General features: G+C 63.3%; 14 protein-coding genes. 9 read left to right on the plus strand and 5 right to left on the minus strand.

What is annotated here, in order from left to right:
• Positions 1-444 precede the first annotated feature (444 nt).
• Genes GYK42_RS17190 through GYK42_RS17210 form a run of 5 tightly spaced genes read right to left on the minus strand, consistent with a single transcriptional unit; the run spans position 445 to position 9,698 of the window.
• Entirely contained in the window at positions 445-1,173 is a 729-nt protein-coding gene (locus GYK42_RS17190) for a YfaP family protein (RefSeq protein ID WP_166448492.1), read from the minus strand.
• A gap of 29 nt (positions 1,174-1,202) precedes the next feature.
• Positions 1,203-2,885 carry a DUF2300 domain-containing protein gene (locus GYK42_RS17195; RefSeq protein ID WP_166448493.1) on the minus strand — a complete coding sequence of 561 codons (1,683 nt, stop codon included), beginning with the start codon at positions 2,883-2,885 and terminating at the stop codon, positions 1,203-1,205.
• Entirely contained in the window at positions 2,885-7,417 is a 4,533-nt protein-coding gene (locus tag GYK42_RS17200) for an alpha-2-macroglobulin family protein (RefSeq protein WP_205711443.1), read from the minus strand. The genes GYK42_RS17195 and GYK42_RS17200 overlap by 1 nt, the downstream gene beginning before the upstream one ends.
• Complete coding sequence (locus GYK42_RS17205) at positions 7,414-8,094, minus strand: DUF1175 family protein (protein ID WP_240943633.1); 681 nt, start codon at positions 8,092-8,094, stop codon at positions 7,414-7,416. Before GYK42_RS17205 ends, GYK42_RS17200 begins: the two co-directional genes overlap by 4 nt.
• On the minus strand, positions 8,091-9,698 hold the full coding sequence (locus GYK42_RS17210; protein WP_166448495.1) for a DUF2138 family protein: 1,608 nt from the start codon (positions 9,696-9,698) through the stop codon (positions 8,091-8,093). Before GYK42_RS17210 ends, GYK42_RS17205 begins: the two co-directional genes overlap by 4 nt.
• Positions 9,699-9,832: 134 nt before the next feature.
• Here GYK42_RS17210 and GYK42_RS17215 point away from each other — a divergent pair, with 134 nt between their 5' ends.
• The 9 genes from GYK42_RS17215 to GYK42_RS17255 all read left to right on the plus strand — a co-directional run bounded on the left by GYK42_RS17215 (position 9,833) and on the right by GYK42_RS17255 (position 18,517).
• Complete coding sequence (locus tag GYK42_RS17215; protein WP_166448496.1) at positions 9,833-11,353, plus strand: B12-binding domain-containing radical SAM protein; 1,521 nt, start codon at positions 9,833-9,835, stop codon at positions 11,351-11,353.
• A gap of 57 nt (positions 11,354-11,410) precedes the next feature.
• On the plus strand, positions 11,411-12,544 hold the full coding sequence (locus GYK42_RS17220) for an MlaE family ABC transporter permease (RefSeq protein ID WP_166448497.1): 1,134 nt from the start codon (positions 11,411-11,413) through the stop codon (positions 12,542-12,544).
• A complete protein-coding gene (locus GYK42_RS17225; protein WP_166448498.1) occupies positions 12,544-13,443 on the plus strand; it encodes an ABC transporter ATP-binding protein in 900 nt (299 codons plus the stop codon). The genes GYK42_RS17220 and GYK42_RS17225 overlap by 1 nt, the downstream gene beginning before the upstream one ends.
• Positions 13,443-14,402, plus strand: coding sequence for an MlaD family protein (locus GYK42_RS17230; RefSeq protein ID WP_166448499.1), 960 nt, complete (start codon positions 13,443-13,445; stop codon positions 14,400-14,402). The genes GYK42_RS17225 and GYK42_RS17230 overlap by 1 nt, the downstream gene beginning before the upstream one ends.
• Positions 14,403-14,414: 12 nt before the next feature.
• Positions 14,415-15,026 (plus strand): ABC-type transport auxiliary lipoprotein family protein, encoded by a 612-nt coding sequence (locus GYK42_RS17235; RefSeq protein ID WP_166448500.1) that lies wholly within the window; start codon positions 14,415-14,417, stop codon positions 15,024-15,026.
• Entirely contained in the window at positions 15,023-16,210 is a 1,188-nt protein-coding gene (locus GYK42_RS17240) for a VanZ family protein (RefSeq protein ID WP_046683274.1), read from the plus strand. The genes GYK42_RS17235 and GYK42_RS17240 overlap by 4 nt, the downstream gene beginning before the upstream one ends.
• Before the next feature lie 39 nt (positions 16,211-16,249).
• Entirely contained in the window at positions 16,250-16,567 is a 318-nt protein-coding gene (locus GYK42_RS17245) for a (2Fe-2S) ferredoxin domain-containing protein (RefSeq protein ID WP_034781335.1), read from the plus strand.
• A 35-nt stretch (positions 16,568-16,602) separates the two neighbouring features.
• On the plus strand, positions 16,603-17,256 hold the full coding sequence (locus GYK42_RS17250; protein ID WP_166448501.1) for an alpha/beta hydrolase: 654 nt from the start codon (positions 16,603-16,605) through the stop codon (positions 17,254-17,256).
• Between the two features lie 115 nt (positions 17,257-17,371).
• Complete coding sequence (locus GYK42_RS17255; RefSeq protein ID WP_046683273.1) at positions 17,372-18,517, plus strand: D-alanyl-D-alanine carboxypeptidase family protein; 1,146 nt, start codon at positions 17,372-17,374, stop codon at positions 18,515-18,517.
• The last annotated feature ends 3 nt before the right edge of the window (positions 18,518-18,520 follow it).

An 18,520-nucleotide genomic window follows, 5' to 3' on the forward strand; every position in this document is an offset into this window, starting at 1 on the left:
TGTGTAAGGCATGCCGCCAGCGTTCAATCTGAGCCAGGATCAAACTCTTCAGTTTAATCTCTGTTACTTTGCCGTTTTACCGGCACCGTCATTGCTGACGGGTCGCTCACTCAAAAAACTGACAGGCCACTACTTTCGTAGCGCCTATTTCATTATTTCTTGTGAACATTTGATATTTTAAGTTTTACGACAATCCGAAGATCATCGCTGCACTACATCAAATGCCCACACTTATCGACTGTTAATTGTTAAAGAACTGTATTCGGTACTGCTTTCGCGCTATCGACAAAGCGTTGTGTTTGTCAGCTACGAAGAAGGAAGAGTATGAAGCGTTTGCAGCATTTCGTCAACCTTCTTTTTCACCCTGCTTTACTCGGCATTTGCATGCGTCGTTCAGCGAGGGGGCGAATTATAGCCAAGGCGACACGGCGGCGCAAGGGCCATTTACGGCAAGACGAACGATTTCACCAGGGTCAGCTCGCCGGCGGCCCGCATCGGCACCTGGAAGCTCTGCAGCTTTTCGCGCGGCGTGCCTTCATTGGTGATGACCGATATGCGGGCGACGGTCAGCATGGCTGTGTTTTCGCCGCTGCCGTAGTAATTGACGTAGACGTGATAGTTGCCCTTCACTGGCGCCGAACTGGAAAATATCTCCGGGCCATAGCCGGTGGTCACGTCCACATCCAGCGCGCCGCCATCTTTCAATACGCGATTGCCGTACCAGGCGTGGCCACCGTCCGGCGTGACCACATGCAGATCGAGGTCGGTGCCGACGCTGTCCCAAGACAGGACGACACGCAGACGCGCCTGGGTCTTGCCCTGGTAGCTGTCGACAAACTGGGTGCGCGCGCGGCTCCTGCCATCGGGCGAGCGTACTTCCACACTGTTCGAGCCGCTGCCGAAGCCATACGGGCGGCCATAACTACCGTCTTCGCCCACTTCCATCGGCATCGCCACGCCATTGACCACCAAGGTGGCGGGCTTGCCCTTGACAGCGCCTGCTATACGCCCCCGTATCTGCGCCGTTTCAGCTTGACCCGGCTGCAGGTTGACCGACGCGGCGGGGTAATTGACCGCTTGCGTATAGTCCTCGCGCGCACCAGCCGAATTGCGCCAACCGCTCTTCGGTGCGTCAATTGTGACCTGGGCCTGCGCCCAGAGTGGCAATAGCATTAGCGGAATCGCGCAACGGATATAAAAACTCACAGGGCCTCCAGGTTAAGGTCGACGAGCCGGCGGGCCAGCCGCTCGACATATTCTTCGTCCTGGCCACGCGGATGACGGCGCAGGCCAAGGTGTAAATATTCATGGGCCAGGGTGATGCGGTCTTCGCGCGTGGCCAGCGGCCGCATGTAGATACGGTTGCGCGACTGCTCCGAATACGGCGCGCCGCTCTGCAAGGCGCAGACCAGCGGCGCTTGCGGCGGTGCCTCGTAACCGGCCTCGCGCAGCAGCACGCGCTGCCAGCGCGGCACGGACTGCGCCAGCCAATCCTCGTTCTGCGCCAGGCGGCGGCAACGCGCGCCAGTGTTGCCAACGGTGCTCAGCGCGCCGCCAGGATAAGCCGCCGCCAGCAATTCATCATAGTGCTTGCCTTGTCTGGCCTGGCCCACCGCCTCGCTCCACGCCATCGTGCCCTCGGACGCCTGGTTACTGTGATAGCGCACGGTGACGCCATCGACGATCAATTGATCAGTCCAGTGCGCAATCGCCAAGGCCGCCGGCGTGGCGGGGCTGGGACTGACGCGCTGGGTCGCGCTGCTGTCGGCGATCTGCTGGCAGCCCGCCACCGTCACCGCGTTCTGCTGCAGATACGTGCGCGCGGCGACTGCCAGCGCCTTGGCCGCTTCCGGCTCACTAGTACTCGCTTCGCGATCGAGCACGCGCGCCACATATTCATTGACGCCGAAGCGGCCGCGCAGTTGCGGGCGGCCGCCCCTCTCTTGCAGCAGCATCAGTTCACCGCTACTGCGCAAAGCGAGGTTCTGGCCATTTTCGAACTGCACATGGTAGCGGCCATTCAGCGGCCCAACCGCAGCCACGCCACGCTCGCCGCGCACGGCACGGATCGGATAGCGCTTGAAGTAATCGACCACCACACAGCCGCCATCGTCGGCCGCGCCCACTTTCGGCAAGCTGGCGGCCAGCCTGGGCGCCCACTGTTCAAAGACATTGCTGCTGCCGCCCGCGCCGCCAAACCAGATCGGCGTGCCGTCGGCCAGCCAGCCGGCCGCGCCGCCGATACGTTCGTCTGCCCGGCGCTGCTGGTGCCAGGAGTATGTTTTTACACGCAGTTGGCTGCCAAACCAGCGTGCAGTGCCGGCGCCGCGCCCATCGAGCACCACGCGCAGCAGCGCCGCTTCGGCGTCCACGCGGCTGGCGGCCGGGATGCTGTCCAGCGCGCGCAGCAGACTGTCCAGGCGCACCATGCGCTTTGGTGCCAGCTGCGCAGGGTCGGACAGCCAGGCAAAGTCGCCTGCCGGCGCCACGCCCAGGCGGCCAGTCCAGTACTGGCGCCATGAGGCCGGCGCGATCATCAGCCGCTTGGGAGAGAAAAATGGGCCGCACGATTGCGCCAGCGCCGCGTCATGGCCGATGCTCTGGCCCGCATCGCAGCAATACACTTCTTCCGGATCGCGGCCGCCGCAACGGTAATCCGGCATCGCCACCTTGCTATCACTCGCATACACATATACGAACAGCTTCCACAGGCTGGCCAGCGGCAGTTGCCGCGCGCCGTCAAACGGCGGCGGCGCTGCGCCGCCCTGGCGCAGCTGCCGCACTTCCATCTTGCCGTCGCGCCACCAGGCCACGTCCAGCGATGCAGACCGGGCAGGAGCGGCCAGCAGCAAGGCAGCCATCAAAGCAGGACGTACAAGGCCCATCACTCGACCTTCAGCGCGCGCGTGGCCTTGCCGTCGCCTTCGAAGGCTTTCTGCTCCGGCTGGTACATGCGGTAAAAACGCGCAGGCGGCAGCACGTAACTGCCCTTCTGCGCAAAGCGCAGCAAATGGCGCACCGTCACCTCGCCGGCCAAAGGCTCGATCGGCACGGCGTAGCCGTCGCGGCGCTCGGTGTGGCGCGCGCGTTCCAGCGCGGCCGGCTTGTCGCCCGCCATGACCATGCCCCAGGTAGTCGATTCGACCATGGCGCCAGGCGGCAGCGCCACTTCCAGCAAGCCAAAACGGTGCTTCGCGCCCGGTGCCGCTTTTAAAGTGATTTCATCGAGGTACAGCGCGTCCGTGCTGAGCGCTTCGCCCGGCTTGACCAGTTCCGTCGTGTAACCGCCCTTGCCCGCCTTCATGCGCAGGATGCGACGCTCGACGGCGACCGGCAAGGTTTGCGCTTCGGCCGCGTGGCTGTCGTACTGCAGCACGGCCACCGTGCCGGCCGACGCCGGTGCGGCGAGACGTAATTTATCCGGCGCGCCCTTGGCGTCCGTCCAGCGCCAGACCGGCGGGCCGCTGCGGCTGTCGCGTTTTTGCCAAGCGCCGTCCAGCGCGACGGCCGGGCCCTTGCCGAACGATACGCCACCCAGCTTCTTTTGCACCCACATCAAGGTCATCGCGCGGTCCAGGGTCGGCATCTCGGCGCGCACGCCGGCCAGCACCGCGTCGGCCTGTGATGGAGGCACTTCGCCGGCCAGCATCAGCAAGGCTTGCGCCACCGGCGCTTTCGATACACTCAGCACCTGCCATGCGCTGGCCACTTGCAGCTGCAGCCCATGCGGCAGGGCGATGCCGTTCTGGCTGGCGACCAGCGCCACCAGACCAAGGCCCATCGCTTGCGCTTCGCGGTCAGACGCTCCGCCCAGCAGCAGGCTGCTCGTGTCGCCAGGTTGGCGCGGCTTGCCGCCCAGGACGGCAATCGCGCTGTCGTCCACGAGTCCCGCCGCCAGGGTCTGCGTGGGCAGGCCCATCTCGCGCGCCATCCACAGCACCAGCGCGCGGTCGCCCATCGCATCCTTCAAACCATGCTCGCTGTAGACGGCCAGCAGCTTGTTCCAATGTTCGGGCGGCAGCTCGATGCGCAGCGCGCGCGCCGCGTACCAATCGGCGTAATAGGCGTAGGCCGTCATCAATGCATTGCCAGCCGTGGCATTGCCCCACCAGCCGAAGACGGCGTTCGGACCCGCCATCGATACCAGGCGCAGGCGTTGAGCCGTGAGCAGCGTTTGCAAACGTTCGCTTGCCGCGCCCGCATCCGGCCCCAGGCTTTGCGTGGCCAGCGCCAGCGGAATCAAACGGCTGGCCGTCTGCTCGACGCAGCCATACGGATAGTCGATCAGGTCGTCGGCAATGCGCGCGAACTGGCTGGCCGCTCCCTGGGCGAACGAGACGCGGATATTGCGCGCGTCCGCCGGCAGCTTGAGTGGAATATCAGCGGTGGCGCCATCGAGCGGCAGCACCAAGGAGCGCGGGCTGCTCCACGCGGCGGGCAAGGTTTGCATGGCCGTGTCCAAGGCGTCGACCAGCTTGCCACTCTGTTTCAGCTCGAGGCGCAGCGGCCCGCCGCCAGCGGCCAACGGAAATTCGACGTAGTTGACACCCGGTTTGGCGGTCAATTTTTCCGTCTTCGGCTGTGCCCCGCCCGAGAGAACCACGTCGAGCGCCTGCTCCTTGCCCGTCTGGTTGAACACGGCCACCGAGGCACGCGGCGCATCGCCGGCGCGCATCCAGTCAGGCGCCGTCCACTTGGCATAGAAATTTTTATCGGAACGCAGATAGGCCGTGCGCTGACCGACGCGCCCCTGTTCATCCATCGCGCGCCCGGTGATCCTCCAGCGGGTCAGCGCGTCGGGCATGGTAAAACTCACGCGCGCGTTGCCATTCGCGTCGGTCTTCAGCGATGGCGCCCAGTAGGCCGTATCAATATTGTCGCGGCGCGGACGTTCCAGCACCTTGACGCCCCGCTCGTTGTAATTGTGGCGCGCGGGCGCGCCGGCCGTGCGGCCTTGTGCCATATCGTAGCTGATGAAGGACAGGCTGGCTGTGGTGCGCACGTTGTTGCGGCGCGGATGATAGAAGAAGTCGCCGATGTCCGGTGCGATTTCCGGCTGCAGCACATAGATCATTTCATCGACCACGCCCAGCGCCACCATCGTGCTCAAGGGCTTGCCATCGAGCGTGGCCTTCACGTCCAGCGTGACCTTCTCGCCCGGCTGGTAGACCTCCTTGTCGCTCTTGAACTGCAGCGCGATGCGCGGCTCGATCACTTGCAGGCCGGCGTTCTCGAAGACGAAGTCGCCATTACGCGTGTACGCCACCGAGAACGTCATGTTCGGGCCATGCTCGTCCTTGACGGGTATGCGCACGCGCCACTGCCGCGGCGCCACGCGCTTTGCCTGGTACCAGTCGGCGGCGCCGGCCATCAGGCCATGGTGCTCCACCTTGTCGCGCTCGAGCGTCAACAACGCTTGGTCGACCTTGTCGGAAAACGTGATCAGCGCCTCGGCGGTGTCGCCAGGGCGGTAGCGGGCGCGGTCCAGCACGATCTCGATGCTGCCCGGCGTCGTCTGCACGCCATCGCCGGCGACCCAATGGCTGGCGGCCGCCAGCAGGTTGCCGCGCTCGTCGCGCAGCGCCAGCTGGTACGAGCCCGATGCGGGGAACGTCACGTCCCAGCCCTTGGCGTCTGGATCGAACGCACCGTCGGTCTTGCTCTGTTTTTCCAGCTGCACCATCTCCCATCGCACGGGCTTGGCCGCGCCCTGGCCATCGGCCAGCAAATCAAAATGCACGGCCTGGCCCGGATCGGAAAACTGGCGCACGGCCTTCAACTGATAAGTGGTGATCGAGCGTTCGATCATCAGCTCGCGCGTCGCCTTGACGCGGTAGGCCGCGCCATCGGTCGCCAGCACGGTCAAGATGTAGCGCGAGGGATCGGCGGCGGGCGGCAAGCTGAAGTCGACATTGCCGCTGCCGTCGCTCGTCACTTCCTCGGTTTTCAAGGCCACGGGAAACAGGCCACTGTAGCGCAGTTCGCCTTCGACCATGGTGTTTTGCTGGCCGCGCAAGGACAAGGTCATCTTCGCGTTTTTCACGGGTTTGCCATCCGGGTAGCGCAGCGCGATACTGCCCTTGACCGCCTCGCCCGTCTTGAATTCGGGCTTCGATGGCTGGACATTGATTTCAAAGTGCGGCTTGACGTATTCAGCCACGCGGAAGGCCGCGCCATACACGCCATCCTTGTAATTGAAGCGCAGTTCATAACCGCCGGCGGTCGCTTCCGTGGGCAGGCGGAAGCGCGTGTCGGCGCCCGTGTCGCCGGACAGCTGCAGCGTTTGCGTCAGCAGCGGCGTGCCGTTCGGATTGAGCACGCTCAAGCTGATCGGCGCCGCGCTTGCCGCCTGCGAGTTGCGTGCGGAGGTAAATTCGCGTCCCAAAAACTTGATGTTGACTTCGTCGCCCGGCCGGTACAGAGGCCGGTCCGTCACCGCATAGATCTTGGTGTTGTAGATTTCGCTGTCATAGTAAAAATTCTCGGACACGAACACGCCGCCGGCGCCGTCCTGGCCCAGCACATAGGTGTGTTCGGGGCTGCCGCGCTCGAGCGAGGCGACACCATCGGCACCGGTGACAGCCGACTGCAGCACGCCGGTGCCGTCCGTCCACGCCACATTGGCGCCCGCCACGGCGGCGCTGTTGTCGCGCCGCGCCGTCCACACCAGCATCTGGCCGGACGATACCTTGGTGACAGCCACCGTGTCCGACACAAATACCAAAGTGGTGGCGCGGTGCTCGCCGATGATCGCTTCGATCAGGTACAAACCCGGCTTGCGTTTGCCCAGCGGGATCATCACGTTACCGGCGCCGGCGACGATGAAGTCGCTGCTGGAGCCATCGAGCTTGACGCCTTTCGGCGGTGCGATGGCCTTGGCTTGCCAGATCGGATAACGAAAACTGTCGACCAGCTCCATGCCCTTGATCGGCTTGTACTGCGGATGGTTGGCGAACACGGTGCGCCGGCGAATCGCGTCGTTGGTCGCCAGTTGCGGCTGTTCCTTCGTGACCGCAAGGCGCGCCTCGCCGGAAAACAGCTTGCGCCAGGCCAGGCGCGACTGCTTCCACCAGCTATCCCACAAAAAGCTCAAGGTGTTGGCCAGGCCCTCGCCCTGGTAATTGCCCTCGACCTGGATGCGGTGCAGATTGCGCTGTTTTTTGAGGAACTCCATCGGTTCGGGCACGCGGTAGACGACGATGTCGGCGCCCGAATACGCTTCCAGGTTCATGCGCCCCATGTCGCGACCCGGCACCTCGAGGCGCACGCGCGCTTCATCAAGACTGCCGTAACTGGCGTCCGACAGCAGGAAGAACGGTTCACCCTTGAAGGTCGTGTAATTGCTTGTCTCGCGCTGCTGCGCGGAGGCGTTGCCCAGCATGAGCAGCGCCAGAAAGCCCATAAATAACAGCTTCATGACAGGAACGCCAGCCGGAACACACCGGCGAAATTGGGATTGTTGACCACAGGTTGCCACCGCGTGTCCTTCCAGCTCGTAAGTTCTTTGATATCGACGGTCCGCAGACCATTGTCGTCGGGGGTGACGGTGCCGGTGTGGTAAGCGATGCGCGCCCCCATCCAGACCATCAAATGCTGTTCGTCGCCCTGGTCGAAAAACAGCAGGTCGCCGGGCAGCGCCTGGCTGATTTCGCGGGCGATGAAGCGGCTGTTGTGCTGCACCAGCGCCAGCGCCGTGACGAAGTGGCCGACATTGCCACCTGTCTGCACCCAGCGGTTGCGCAAGGCGGCCTGCTTCGCATCCAACTCCAGCTCGGGCGGCAGGCGCCGGTCGCTGGCGATGCCGTTCGCATGCAGCCACTTCGCGTCATGCACAGTGAGCGCTTCGTTGACGGCAAAGCGCACCAGGCCGGCGCAATCGCGGTGCGTCCAGCGCGGCGACGGGCCACGCTCGATCTGCGCGTTGACGATGCGCAGCATCCAGGCCTGGAAGGCGCGGCTCTGCGCCTGCGACAGCTGCACTTGCGGCTCGGCGGCCGCGCGCAAGGCCCACGCGGGCATTGCCACGGTGGCGGCGCAGGCCGCCAGCCAGCGCAAGGCGGCACGGCGTCCATGCCGCCCATGCCACAGCGTCATCGCCCGGCCTCCTGCCATTCCAGCGCTTCCCACGACGTGCCGCTGGTTGGCTGCCGCTTGAGCACCATGCGCAGCGGCGGATATTTTTTCAAGGCGTTCAGGCGCGGCACCAGGTGTTCGTTGGCGGCCGCGCGCAAGACCGGTTCATTATTCGCCGGCAGGGTGTCGAAGGCTTCCAGCTGGATCAGCCGGGCCAGCGACGCCGGCGCGATCAGGCCGATGGTGCGCGCGCCATCGGGCAGCAGGTCGCTGGCGGCCGGCGCCTGCTTGCGGCGCACGGCCAGCACCTGGTCCACCAGCTTGCCGTCGGCGGAAAAGACAACGGTATTGCCGGCCACGGCCAGCGCCGGCGTGGACTGGCCCAGCGCCGTGGCGACGCTGCGCTCCCAACGAACGGCGCCATCCTTCCCTGTGGTCTTGCGCACGGGGTCCTTGCCGCCAATGGCCGCCTCGAACAGGCTGCCATAGACAGCGTCATCGCCGGCCTGCGCACTGCGGGTGGCGACAAACACGGGCGTATGCAGGCGCGAAGTACCGTACCAGCACGCGGCGGCGGGGCCTTGCAGGTGCCCGGCCAGCGGCGCCACCGGCTCCGATGTCTTGCTGCCCAGGCGCTTGAGCACGGGCTGCAGCGCGGTCCAGTCGACCGGCACGCTGAAACAGGCGCTCGGGTTGTGCGGCAGCACGGGCCACAAGGCGCTGCTGTCGTAGCCACCGTTTTTCAGTTTGTCGGCATTGAGCAGCACCTTCGATTGCCAGGCGCCCTGTTGAAAATCGAAGCGCAGCGCCTCTAACGCGCCAAAGAAAGGCTGGTAGCCGAACGACAGGAAGTCAGCCTTGACGGCGATGCTGTGGCCCTCGGGCGCGGCGCCGTCGAGATGGAACTGCGCATGAAAGACGTTCTGTTTAGCCGGCTCCGGCGCCAGCAGGCTGGCCACGGTTTTCTCGGCCGTGCCGTCGCCATGCTTGCCATCGCTGCCGCCATACAGCATGCCGGGATGGGACAGGATGACCAGGCGCTGGCCATGCGCGGCAAACAGCAAGGTGCGCTGGTAAGCATAGTTCAGCGCATACACGGGCACCTGGCCGCCATCGACGCGCAAGCTGCCGGCCACGCGCATCTGCGTATCCTTCAGGGCGATCTTGCCCGCTTCCTCGAGCAAGCGCGTGAGCTGGCTGCGCGACACGGCAATCGCAAAGTGCTTGAGCGAGCCGTCGGCGTCGCGCCACAAGGCCACTTCCGCCGGCTGGTCCAGCACCATGCGCAGCAACTGGTCGCCCCAGCCCAGCTCATGTTCATAGGCGATGCGGCGCAAACTGCCCTTCAGGCCCAGCCGGTCTTCGCTCTGCTCGTAATAGAACAGGAAATCCTCGCGCAGCACGTCGCGCGCCAGCGGCACCGTCAGCAAGTCGCGCGGCAAGGCCGACAAGCTTTTCGTGCGGACCAGCGCATCGGGCCGGGATAAATCGAGCTTCAAGCTGTTGACCGGCCCCATCACGCCCCAGCCGAAAACCCGGTAGCCGACCAGTGCGGCCGCTACCACGGCCACGCCGGCCAGCGTCCCGAGCAGGACTTTTTTATTGAGTACTTTTTTCGCCTGCACCTTGTATCCTTTTAGCCTGCCACAGCATTGACAAGTTAGTAATTATTGACAAATGGTAACATGGCATTTGTTGCCGCAGCGCACAGCTGACGCGACAGCGTAAAATAGCGGTTTCGCCGTTTTCATCGCCTCCCATGACCATCCTGCTCTCCACCCTGAACGCCCGCTACACCCACGCCTCGCTGGGATTGCGCTATCTGCTGGCCAATATGGGTCCGCTGCAAGCGCAGACGCGGCTGCAGGAATTCGTCATCGGCACGAAAACCACGGAACTGGTCGAACGCATCCTCATCAACAAGCCCCGTATCATCGGTTTTGGCGTGTATATATGGAACGTCGAGGAAACGACCAAACTGGTGGCCATGCTCAAGAGGGTGGCGCCCGAGGTCATCATCGTGCTGGGCGGGCCGGAAGTGTCGCATGAGGCGGGCGAGCAGGAAATCGTCAAGCTGGCCGACTACCTGATCACGGGCTGGGGCGACGTCACCTTCCCCAAGCTGTGCGGCGAGATCCTCAACGGACCAAAGCCGCTGATGAAGATCCACGCGGGCGTGCAAGCCCCGCTGGCGGAACTGCAGCTGCCCTACTCCTTGTATACAGACGACGATATCCGCCACCGCACGATTTACGTGGAAGCGTCGCGCGGCTGTCCGTTCAAGTGCGAATTCTGCCTGTCGGCGCTGGACAAGACGGCCTGGCCCTTCGCGCTCGAGAACTTCCTGGCCGAGATGGAATCCCTGCATGCACGCGGCGCGCGCCTGTTCAAGTTCGTCGACCGCACCTTCAACCTGAATATCAAGACCAGCTTGAAGATCATGCAGTTCTTTCTGGACAAGATCGAAGCGAACCCGGACGACCCGATCTACGCCCACTTCGAACTGGTGCCTGACCACTTGCCCGACGCCTTGAAAGAAGGCATCAGCAAGTTCCCGCCCGGCGCGCTGCAGTTCGAAATCGGCATCCAGAGCTTCAATCCGGACGTGCAATCGCTGGTCAGCCGCAAGCAGGACAATCAAAAGGCGGCCGACAACATCCGCTGGCTGTGCGAGGAATCGAACGCCCACCTGCACGTGGACTTGATCGCCGGCTTGCCGGGCGAGGATGAAGCGAGCTTCGCGGCCGGCTTCAACAAGCTGGTGGCCTTGAAACCGCATGAAATCCAGTTCGGCATCCTGAAGCGCCTGCGCGGCACGCCCATCATCCGCCATACGGAAAACTATGGCATGGTGTTCGATCCGCATCCGCCCTACACCATCCTGGCCAATAAACAGCTCGATTTCATGAGCATGCAGCGCCTCGTGCGCTTCGCCCGCTACTGGGACCTGGTCGCCAACTCGGGCCGCTTCGCCAATACGGTGCAATGGATGCTCGGCGATGCGCCATTTGAAAACTTCATGGATTTTTCGAACTGGCTGTACGCCCACACGGACGCCACCCACCGCATCGCCATGGAGCGCCTGGCCAAGCTGGTGGCGCAATGGCTGCAGACGCGCGGCATGAGCGCGCTTGAAGCCAATGCCCTGCTGGCCAGCGACTATGCGGGCGGCGCGCAGGCGGCCGCGCACGCCAAGCCAAGCGAAGTGAGTACTAGCAGCGCCAAGGTGCGCCCGGACGTCGCCCTGCCGCAGCGGCAGGCGCGCCACCTGGCGTCCTGAGGGGCCGGCGATTGAACAGCGGTGGCGGTCTGCGCCATTCTCCCTTAAACTGGCACGATGCCGACTGTACAATCGCCGAAACTGACCCTCTCCCAGACCAGCTCCCAACAGGGAGCCCTTGTCACTGCCAGCGGCACCTGGCAGGTGCACGCGCTGGCGCATGACAATGCCATCAAGGCCATCGACGCCCAGCTCAAGCCCTTGCAGGGCGACACGAAAGCGCAATGGGACCTGTCGGCCATCGACAGCATGGACCATATCGGCGCCCAGCTGTTCTGGAATGCCTGGGGCAAGCAACGCCCCGCGCAGCTGACCCTGGCGCCGTCGCAGGAAGAGTTTTTCCGGCGCATCGAAGAAACGGGACCGTTGACAACGCCGCCTTCGCGCGCCAACCGCCTCACGCCCGTGATGAAACTGGGCATGGCCATCCTGCTGTTTTTCGAACATTTGAAGGGTTTTATCGCCCTCGTGGGCCAGGTGACGCAGGATATCGGCCGCTTCGCGCGCCATCCCATGCGCGGACCATGGCGTGAAATCTCCGCCAACATCTTCCATGCGGGCTTCCAGGCGCTGGGCATCACGGCCCTCGTGGGCTTTCTGATCGGCGTCGTGCTGTCTTATTTGTCCGCGCAGCAACTGCGCGCCTTTGGCGGCGACATTTACCTGGTCAACCTGCTGGGCATGAGCGTCATCCGCGAACTGGGGCCGCTCCTGGCCGCCATTCTCGTGGCCGGGCGTTCGGGTTCGTCCATCACGGCGCAGCTGGGCGTCATGCGCGTCACGGAAGAGCTCGACGCCATGCTGGTGATGGGTATTTCACACGGTTTCCGCCTGATCATGCCGAAAGTGCTGGCCCTGGCCATTTCCATGCCCCTGCTCGTCATCTGGACGGATACGGCCGCGCTGATCGGCGGCATGGTGGCGGCCAAGGTGGAATTGAACCTGTCGGCCCGCTACTTCATCCAGAAGCTGCCGGACGCCGTGCCGCTGGCCAACTACATGATCGGCCTGGGCAAGGGCATGATTTTCGGCATGCTGATCGCCCTTGTCTCGTGCCACTTCGGCCTGCGCATCAAGGCCAACACGGAAAGCCTGGGGCGCGGCACCACCACCGCCGTCGTCACGGCCATCACCGTCGTGATCCTGGCCGACGCCGTGTTTGCCATCGTCTTCAATGGAGTGGGCTACTGATGGCGGACGACACCGATATCGCTTGCGGCACTGGCAACGAGGGCCAGTTCAACCTGCACGGCAGCGCGCCAGTAGTGGAAATCACCAATCTGTGGACCAAGTTCGGCCGCACCGTCGTGCACCAGGACTTGAACCTGGAAATCGAACGGGGCGAGATCCTGTCCATCGTGGGCGGTTCCGGCACGGGCAAGACGGTGCTGCTGCGCCAGATGCTGGGCCTGGAACATCCGGCGCGCGGCTGCGTCAAAGTCTTTGGCGAAGATATCAACCGGGCAAGTTCCGACCAGCTGCAGCAATTGCGCAACCACTGGGGCATGCTGTTCCAGCAAGGCGCCCTGTATTCGGCCCTGACCGTGTTCGACAATGTGGCCCAGCCGATGCGCGAATTGCGCGTGCTGCCAGAAGCGCTGGTGCACGACGCGGTACTATTGAAGATGAACATGGTGGGCCTGGGTCCCGAACATGCGCTGAAAATGCCGTCAGACTTGTCGGGCGGCATGATCAAGCGCGTGGCCCTGGCCCGCGCCTTGGCGCTGGAGCCGAAGCTGCTGTTCCTCGACGAACCGACGGCGGGCCTGGACCCGGACCTGTCGGAAAGTTTTGTCGCCCTGATCCAGTCGCTGCACCGCGAGCTGGGCTTGACGGTGGTGATGGTCACGCATGACCTCGACACTTTGTTCGCCCTGTCCACGCGCATCGCCGTGCTGGCGGAAAAACACGTGATCGCCATCGGCCCCACGCGCGAGGTGATCGAAGTCGACCACCCGTTCATCAAGCAATTTTTCCTCGGCGACCGCGGCAAGCGCGCGCTGGCCGTCCTCGATGAGAAACAGGCGGCGGCGGGCAAGGCGGCACAGCCAGGCGACGACGCCGGCACAGACAAGAAAGCGGAGAAGTAATGGAAAACAGATCACATGCCCTGATGACGGGATTTTTTACACTCACCCTGCTGGTGGCCGCCATCCTGTTCGGCGTCTGGTTCAACCGCGACCGCGTGGAACGGGTGCCGTATTTGCTCGCCACCACCCTGTCGGTGCCGGGCCTGAACCCGCAGGCGACCGTGCGCTACCGGGGCCTGGAAGTGGGCAAGGTCGACGCCATCGACTTCGACACGCAAAAGGCGGGGCAAATCCTCGTGCACATCAGCGTGGCGCCCGATACCCCCGTCACCCACACCACCTTTGCCACTTTAGGCTACCAGGGCGTGACGGGCATCGCCTACATCCAGCTCGACGACGAGCATGTCGGCTCCAAACTGCTGGGCACCAGCAAGGACAGGCCCTCGCTGATCCCCCTGCGCGCGGGCTTGCTCGACCAGCTGGAAAAACGGGGCAAGCGCATTCTCGACCAGGCCGAGCAGATTACCAACAAGGTCAACAATCTGCTCAGCCCCGACAATCAGGCGGCCATGCTGGGTGCCTTCAGTGAAGTGGGCAAGGCTGCCAAGGCCTTTGGCGCCATTCCGCAGCAACTGGAACCCACCCTGACGCAATTGCCGCAACTGACGGAACAGACGCGGCAAACCCTGACGGCCGTCAGCACGGCCAGCAAGAACGTGTCGGACCTGACGGCCACGTGGAAAAAGCTGGGCAACGACATTCAGGCGCCAGGCGGCGTGCTCGACAAGGTCAATGGCACGGTCGACCGGGTCGGCAGCTCGGTGGAAACGGTGGCCAATGGCGTGTCGCTGGAAGTCTTGCCACAGGTAATCGAGCTGAGCGGCGAAGCGCGTTCCTCGATGCGCGCCCTGAAAACCACCATGAGCACGCTCAATGAACAGCCGCAGAGCATCTTGTTCGGCGCCCCAGACATCCCGCCCGGTCCGGGCGAGCCCGGTTTTTCGGCACCGGGCAAATAAGGAGAATACCGCATGCCTATTCCACGCAATCTCAGCGCACTCATCCTGGCCGCCGCATTCCTGCTGGGCGGCTGCGCCAGCCGCGGCCCCGTCCCCACTTTCTATGATTTCGGCCCGGCCGCGCCGCTGGCGGCGGCAACAGCTGCGCCAGCCGTGCCCGTGCTGGTGATCGCCGACGCCAACGGTCCATCCTGGCTCGACAGCCAGCGCATGTATTACCGGCTGCTGTACGCCGATGCGCAGCAATCGCGGCCGTATGCCTACAACCGCTGGAACACGCCGCCGCTCCAACTGCTGAGCCAGCGCCTGAAAACCCGCGTGGCGCAAAGCGGCGTGAAAGTGCTGTCGACCACGGACGCGGCCGCCGGCATGCCCCTGCTGCGCATCGATGTCGATGATTTTTCGCAAAACTTCGATACGCAGACGCACAGCAGCGGCCACGTGTCGCTGCGCGCCTCGCTGTTTCGCGGCCACCGCCTGATCGACCAGAAAACCTTCAGCCGCAGCGGACCGGCCGGCAGCGCCGATGCGCAAGGCGGCGCGCAAGCGCTGGCGGCGGCTTCGGACGCCATCGCCGCCGACCTGCTCACCTGGCTGGGCACGCTGAATATCACGAAAGAATGACCGACCCCGCATCCCCAGCCAGCCCGGCGGCGCCGCTGCCGCCGGTCCGTTCCTCGCCCGTATCGCGCGCGACCCTGCTCGCCTACGTCTTCCTGATCGTGTACGCCAGCTGGTTCCCGTTCACGGGCTGGCACAGCAATGGCCTGTCGCCGCTGACGTTCCTGGAAAACACGCGCATGCCCCGTTACTGGACGGGCTTTGACGTGGGCATCAACGTCGTCGGCTACATCCCGCTGGGCGCGCTGATCGTGTATTCGCTGTTTCCACGCATCACGGGTTTCTTCGCCGTTATCGTCGCCAGCCTGTGCGGCATGTTCATTTCCGGCAGCATGGAAGCCGTGCAAACCTATCTACCCAGCCGCGTATCGTCGAATCTGGACTTTTATACGAATGCGGCCGGATGCTTTATCGGTTCCATCATCGGCGCCTTGACGGCGCGCAAGCTGCTCGACCATAGCCATTTGTACCGCTTGCGCCAGCGCTGGTTTGCCCAGCACGCCAGCCAGGGCCTGGTGCTGGTGGCCTTGTGGCCGCTGGCGCAAATCTATCCGCAAGGCTATCTGTTCGGCCTGGGCCAGTTGCTGCCCATCCTGTCGGACTGGCTGTCGCAGCTGGCCGGCGTCGACATCGACCTGGCCACGTATCTGCGTCCCGACGTGGTCTTGACGGTCGAGCAATATTGGCTTTCGGAAACCATCATCACGGCTTGCGGCATGACGGGCGCCGTGCTCACCTTGCTGTGCCTGCTACGCCGCGCCGCGCCGCGCACGATATTAATGCTGATCCTGATCGCCGCCGCCTTGACCGTGCGTTCGATGGCCAGCGCGCTGCTGTTTTCCCCGGAAAACGCCTTCGTCTGGATCACGCCGGGCGCCCAGGGCGGCTTTTTGATCGGCCTGATCATGCTGGGCGGCCTGGCGTTCGCGCCGCACGTGGCGCAGCGCCGCATCGCGGCCGCCACCTTGCTGCTGAGCTTGGTGATGGTGAATACGACGCCGATCAACCCATACTTCATGTCAACCTTGCAAGGCTGGGTACAAGGCAAGTTCCTCAATTTTAATGGCGCGGCGCAATTCCTCGCCTTGCTGTGGCCCTTCATGGCCCTGTGGTTCCTGTGCCTGCCCTCGCACCGCCTGAACCGGCAGGAAGATGTGCAGCGCCAGCGTCGCGAAGACCACCCATAAGCGTTATCATGACGCATTGATGATCAGCAGGAGCATAGTATGAGCGACGCACCGTATTTTGAACGCCACGTTTTTTTCTGCATGAACAAACGTGAAGACGGCCGCAACAGTTGCGGCGACCATGGCGCGGAAGCGGCGCAAAAGCATTGCAAGCGCCGCATCAAGGAACTCGACATGAATGGCGCGGGCAAGATCCGCATCAACCAGGCCGGCTGCATGGACCGCTGCGAAGAAGGCCCGCTGCTGGTGATCTATCCGGAAGCGACCTGGTACACCTATGTCGACACCAGCGATATCGATGAAATCATCGATACGCACCTGGTGGGCGGCAAAATCGTCGAACGCCTCAAGATTTAATGCCAATTTAAGAGATACCCACCAGTATGAGCCTCATGAACAGAAACTCGGAAAAATTTACCCTCGCCGGCCAGGCAGGCAGCATGGAAGGCTTGCTCGATTTCCCAGCAGACACTCCGCGCGGCATCGCCCTCGTTGCCCATCCGCACCCCTTGTACGGCGGCACGATGGACAACAAGGTCACGCAAACCCTGGCGCGCGCGTTTGTCGCCCTCGGTTACGTGGTGGCGCGCATCAATTTCCGCGGCGTCGGTGCTTCCGAAGGCGTACACGACCATGGCGTGGGCGAGACGGACGACATGCAGTTGCTGTATGAACACATGCGTGGCCTGTACCCGGGCTTGCCCGTGGCCTTGTCCGGTTTCTCGTTCGGCACCTTCGTGCAATCGAAACTGCAGGAACGCCTGGCCGCCGCCGGCACGCCCGTCGAGCGCCTGGCGCTGATCGGCAGCGCGGCCGGCAAGTGGGCCATGGCCGATATTCCCGCCGACACCATCTTGATCCACGGCGAACTGGACGACACAATCCCCCTGTCCGCCGTCTTCGACTGGGCCCGTCCACAAGACATTCCCGTGATCGTGATCCCCGGCGCCGACCACTTTTTCCACCGCAAGCTCAATCACATCAAGAACCTCGTGATTGCCCTGTGGCATGGTGACAAACCCGCAATCGCAGCAGATGATCATTGAAGTGTGGGCTTACTAGCGCCTCCACGGCTATAATTGATCCGTTTTTTCCACGCGGCCATGCAAGCAGCAACAGCATGGCCCTCAGCCTTCATCTTTTTCTCGCAGACCAGCCTCCATGAAAAAACTTTTAGCGGCACTGGCCTCCAGTGTATTTTTCTTTTCCGCCGCCTACGCCCAGAGCGTTCCAGCCCCGACCATCGCCGCCAAGTCCTGGCTGTTGCTTGACGCCACCAGTGGCCAGATCATTGCTTCGCAAGATCCGGACGCCCGCATCGAGCCGGCATCGTTGACCAAGATCATGACGGCTTACCTGACGTTTGCCGCCATCCGCGAAAAGAAACTGGCGCTGGACCAAAAAGTAAACGTGTCCGTGCGCGCATGGAAAGTCGATTCGAGCAGCTCGAAGATGTTCATCGACCCGGCCACCCCCGTCTCGATCGACGACTTGCTGCACGGCCTGATGATTCAATCGGGTAACGACGCCGCCGTGGCGCTAGCGGAAGCCGTTGCCGGCGATGAAGGCACGTTTGTCGTGCTGATGAACCGCGAAGCCCAGCGCATGGGTCTGAAAAACACGCGTTTTGCCAATCCACATGGCTTGCCTAGCCCCGATAACTATTCCACGGCGCAAGACTTGTCCGTGCTGGCCAAGCGCGTGATCGCCGATTACCCGGAATTCTACAAAATCGATTCCATCAAAAGCTTTACGTACAACAAGATCACCCAGCCTAACCGCAACCGCCTGCTGTGGCTGGACCCAACCGTCGATGGCATGAAGACGGGCCACACGGAAGCGGCCGGCTATTGCATGATCGCATCGGCCCGCCGTCCAGGCGGCACGGGCGAGCGCCGTTTGATCTCCGTGGTGCTGGGCACCTCGTCGGACCAGGCCCGTACGCAGGAAAGCCAGAAGCTGCTGAACTGGGGCTTCCAGAACTTCGATACGGTCAAGCTGTACTCGAAAGGCCAGGCCGTGGCCACGCCGGAAGTGTGGAAGGGTTCGAAAAGCACCGTGAAAATCGGTTTCGCCCGCGATGTGCTCGTCACCGTACCAAAAGGCACGGCTGCCAAGATGAAACCTGTGCTGGAACGCAAGGACCCGCTGGTCGCGCCACTGGCTGAAAACGCCCCTGTCGGCAAGCTGAAAATGATGGTCGACGACAAGGTCCTGCTGGAACTGCCGGTCGTCGCGCTGGAAACCATCAACCAGGCAACGATCTTCGGCCGCGCCTGGGATTCGATGCGCCTGTGGATGAAATAAGTT

Origin of the sequence: Janthinobacterium lividum (genome assembly GCF_011601275.1) — a bacterium.
Taxonomy (GTDB): domain Bacteria; phylum Pseudomonadota; class Gammaproteobacteria; order Burkholderiales; family Burkholderiaceae_D; genus Janthinobacterium; species Janthinobacterium lividum_E.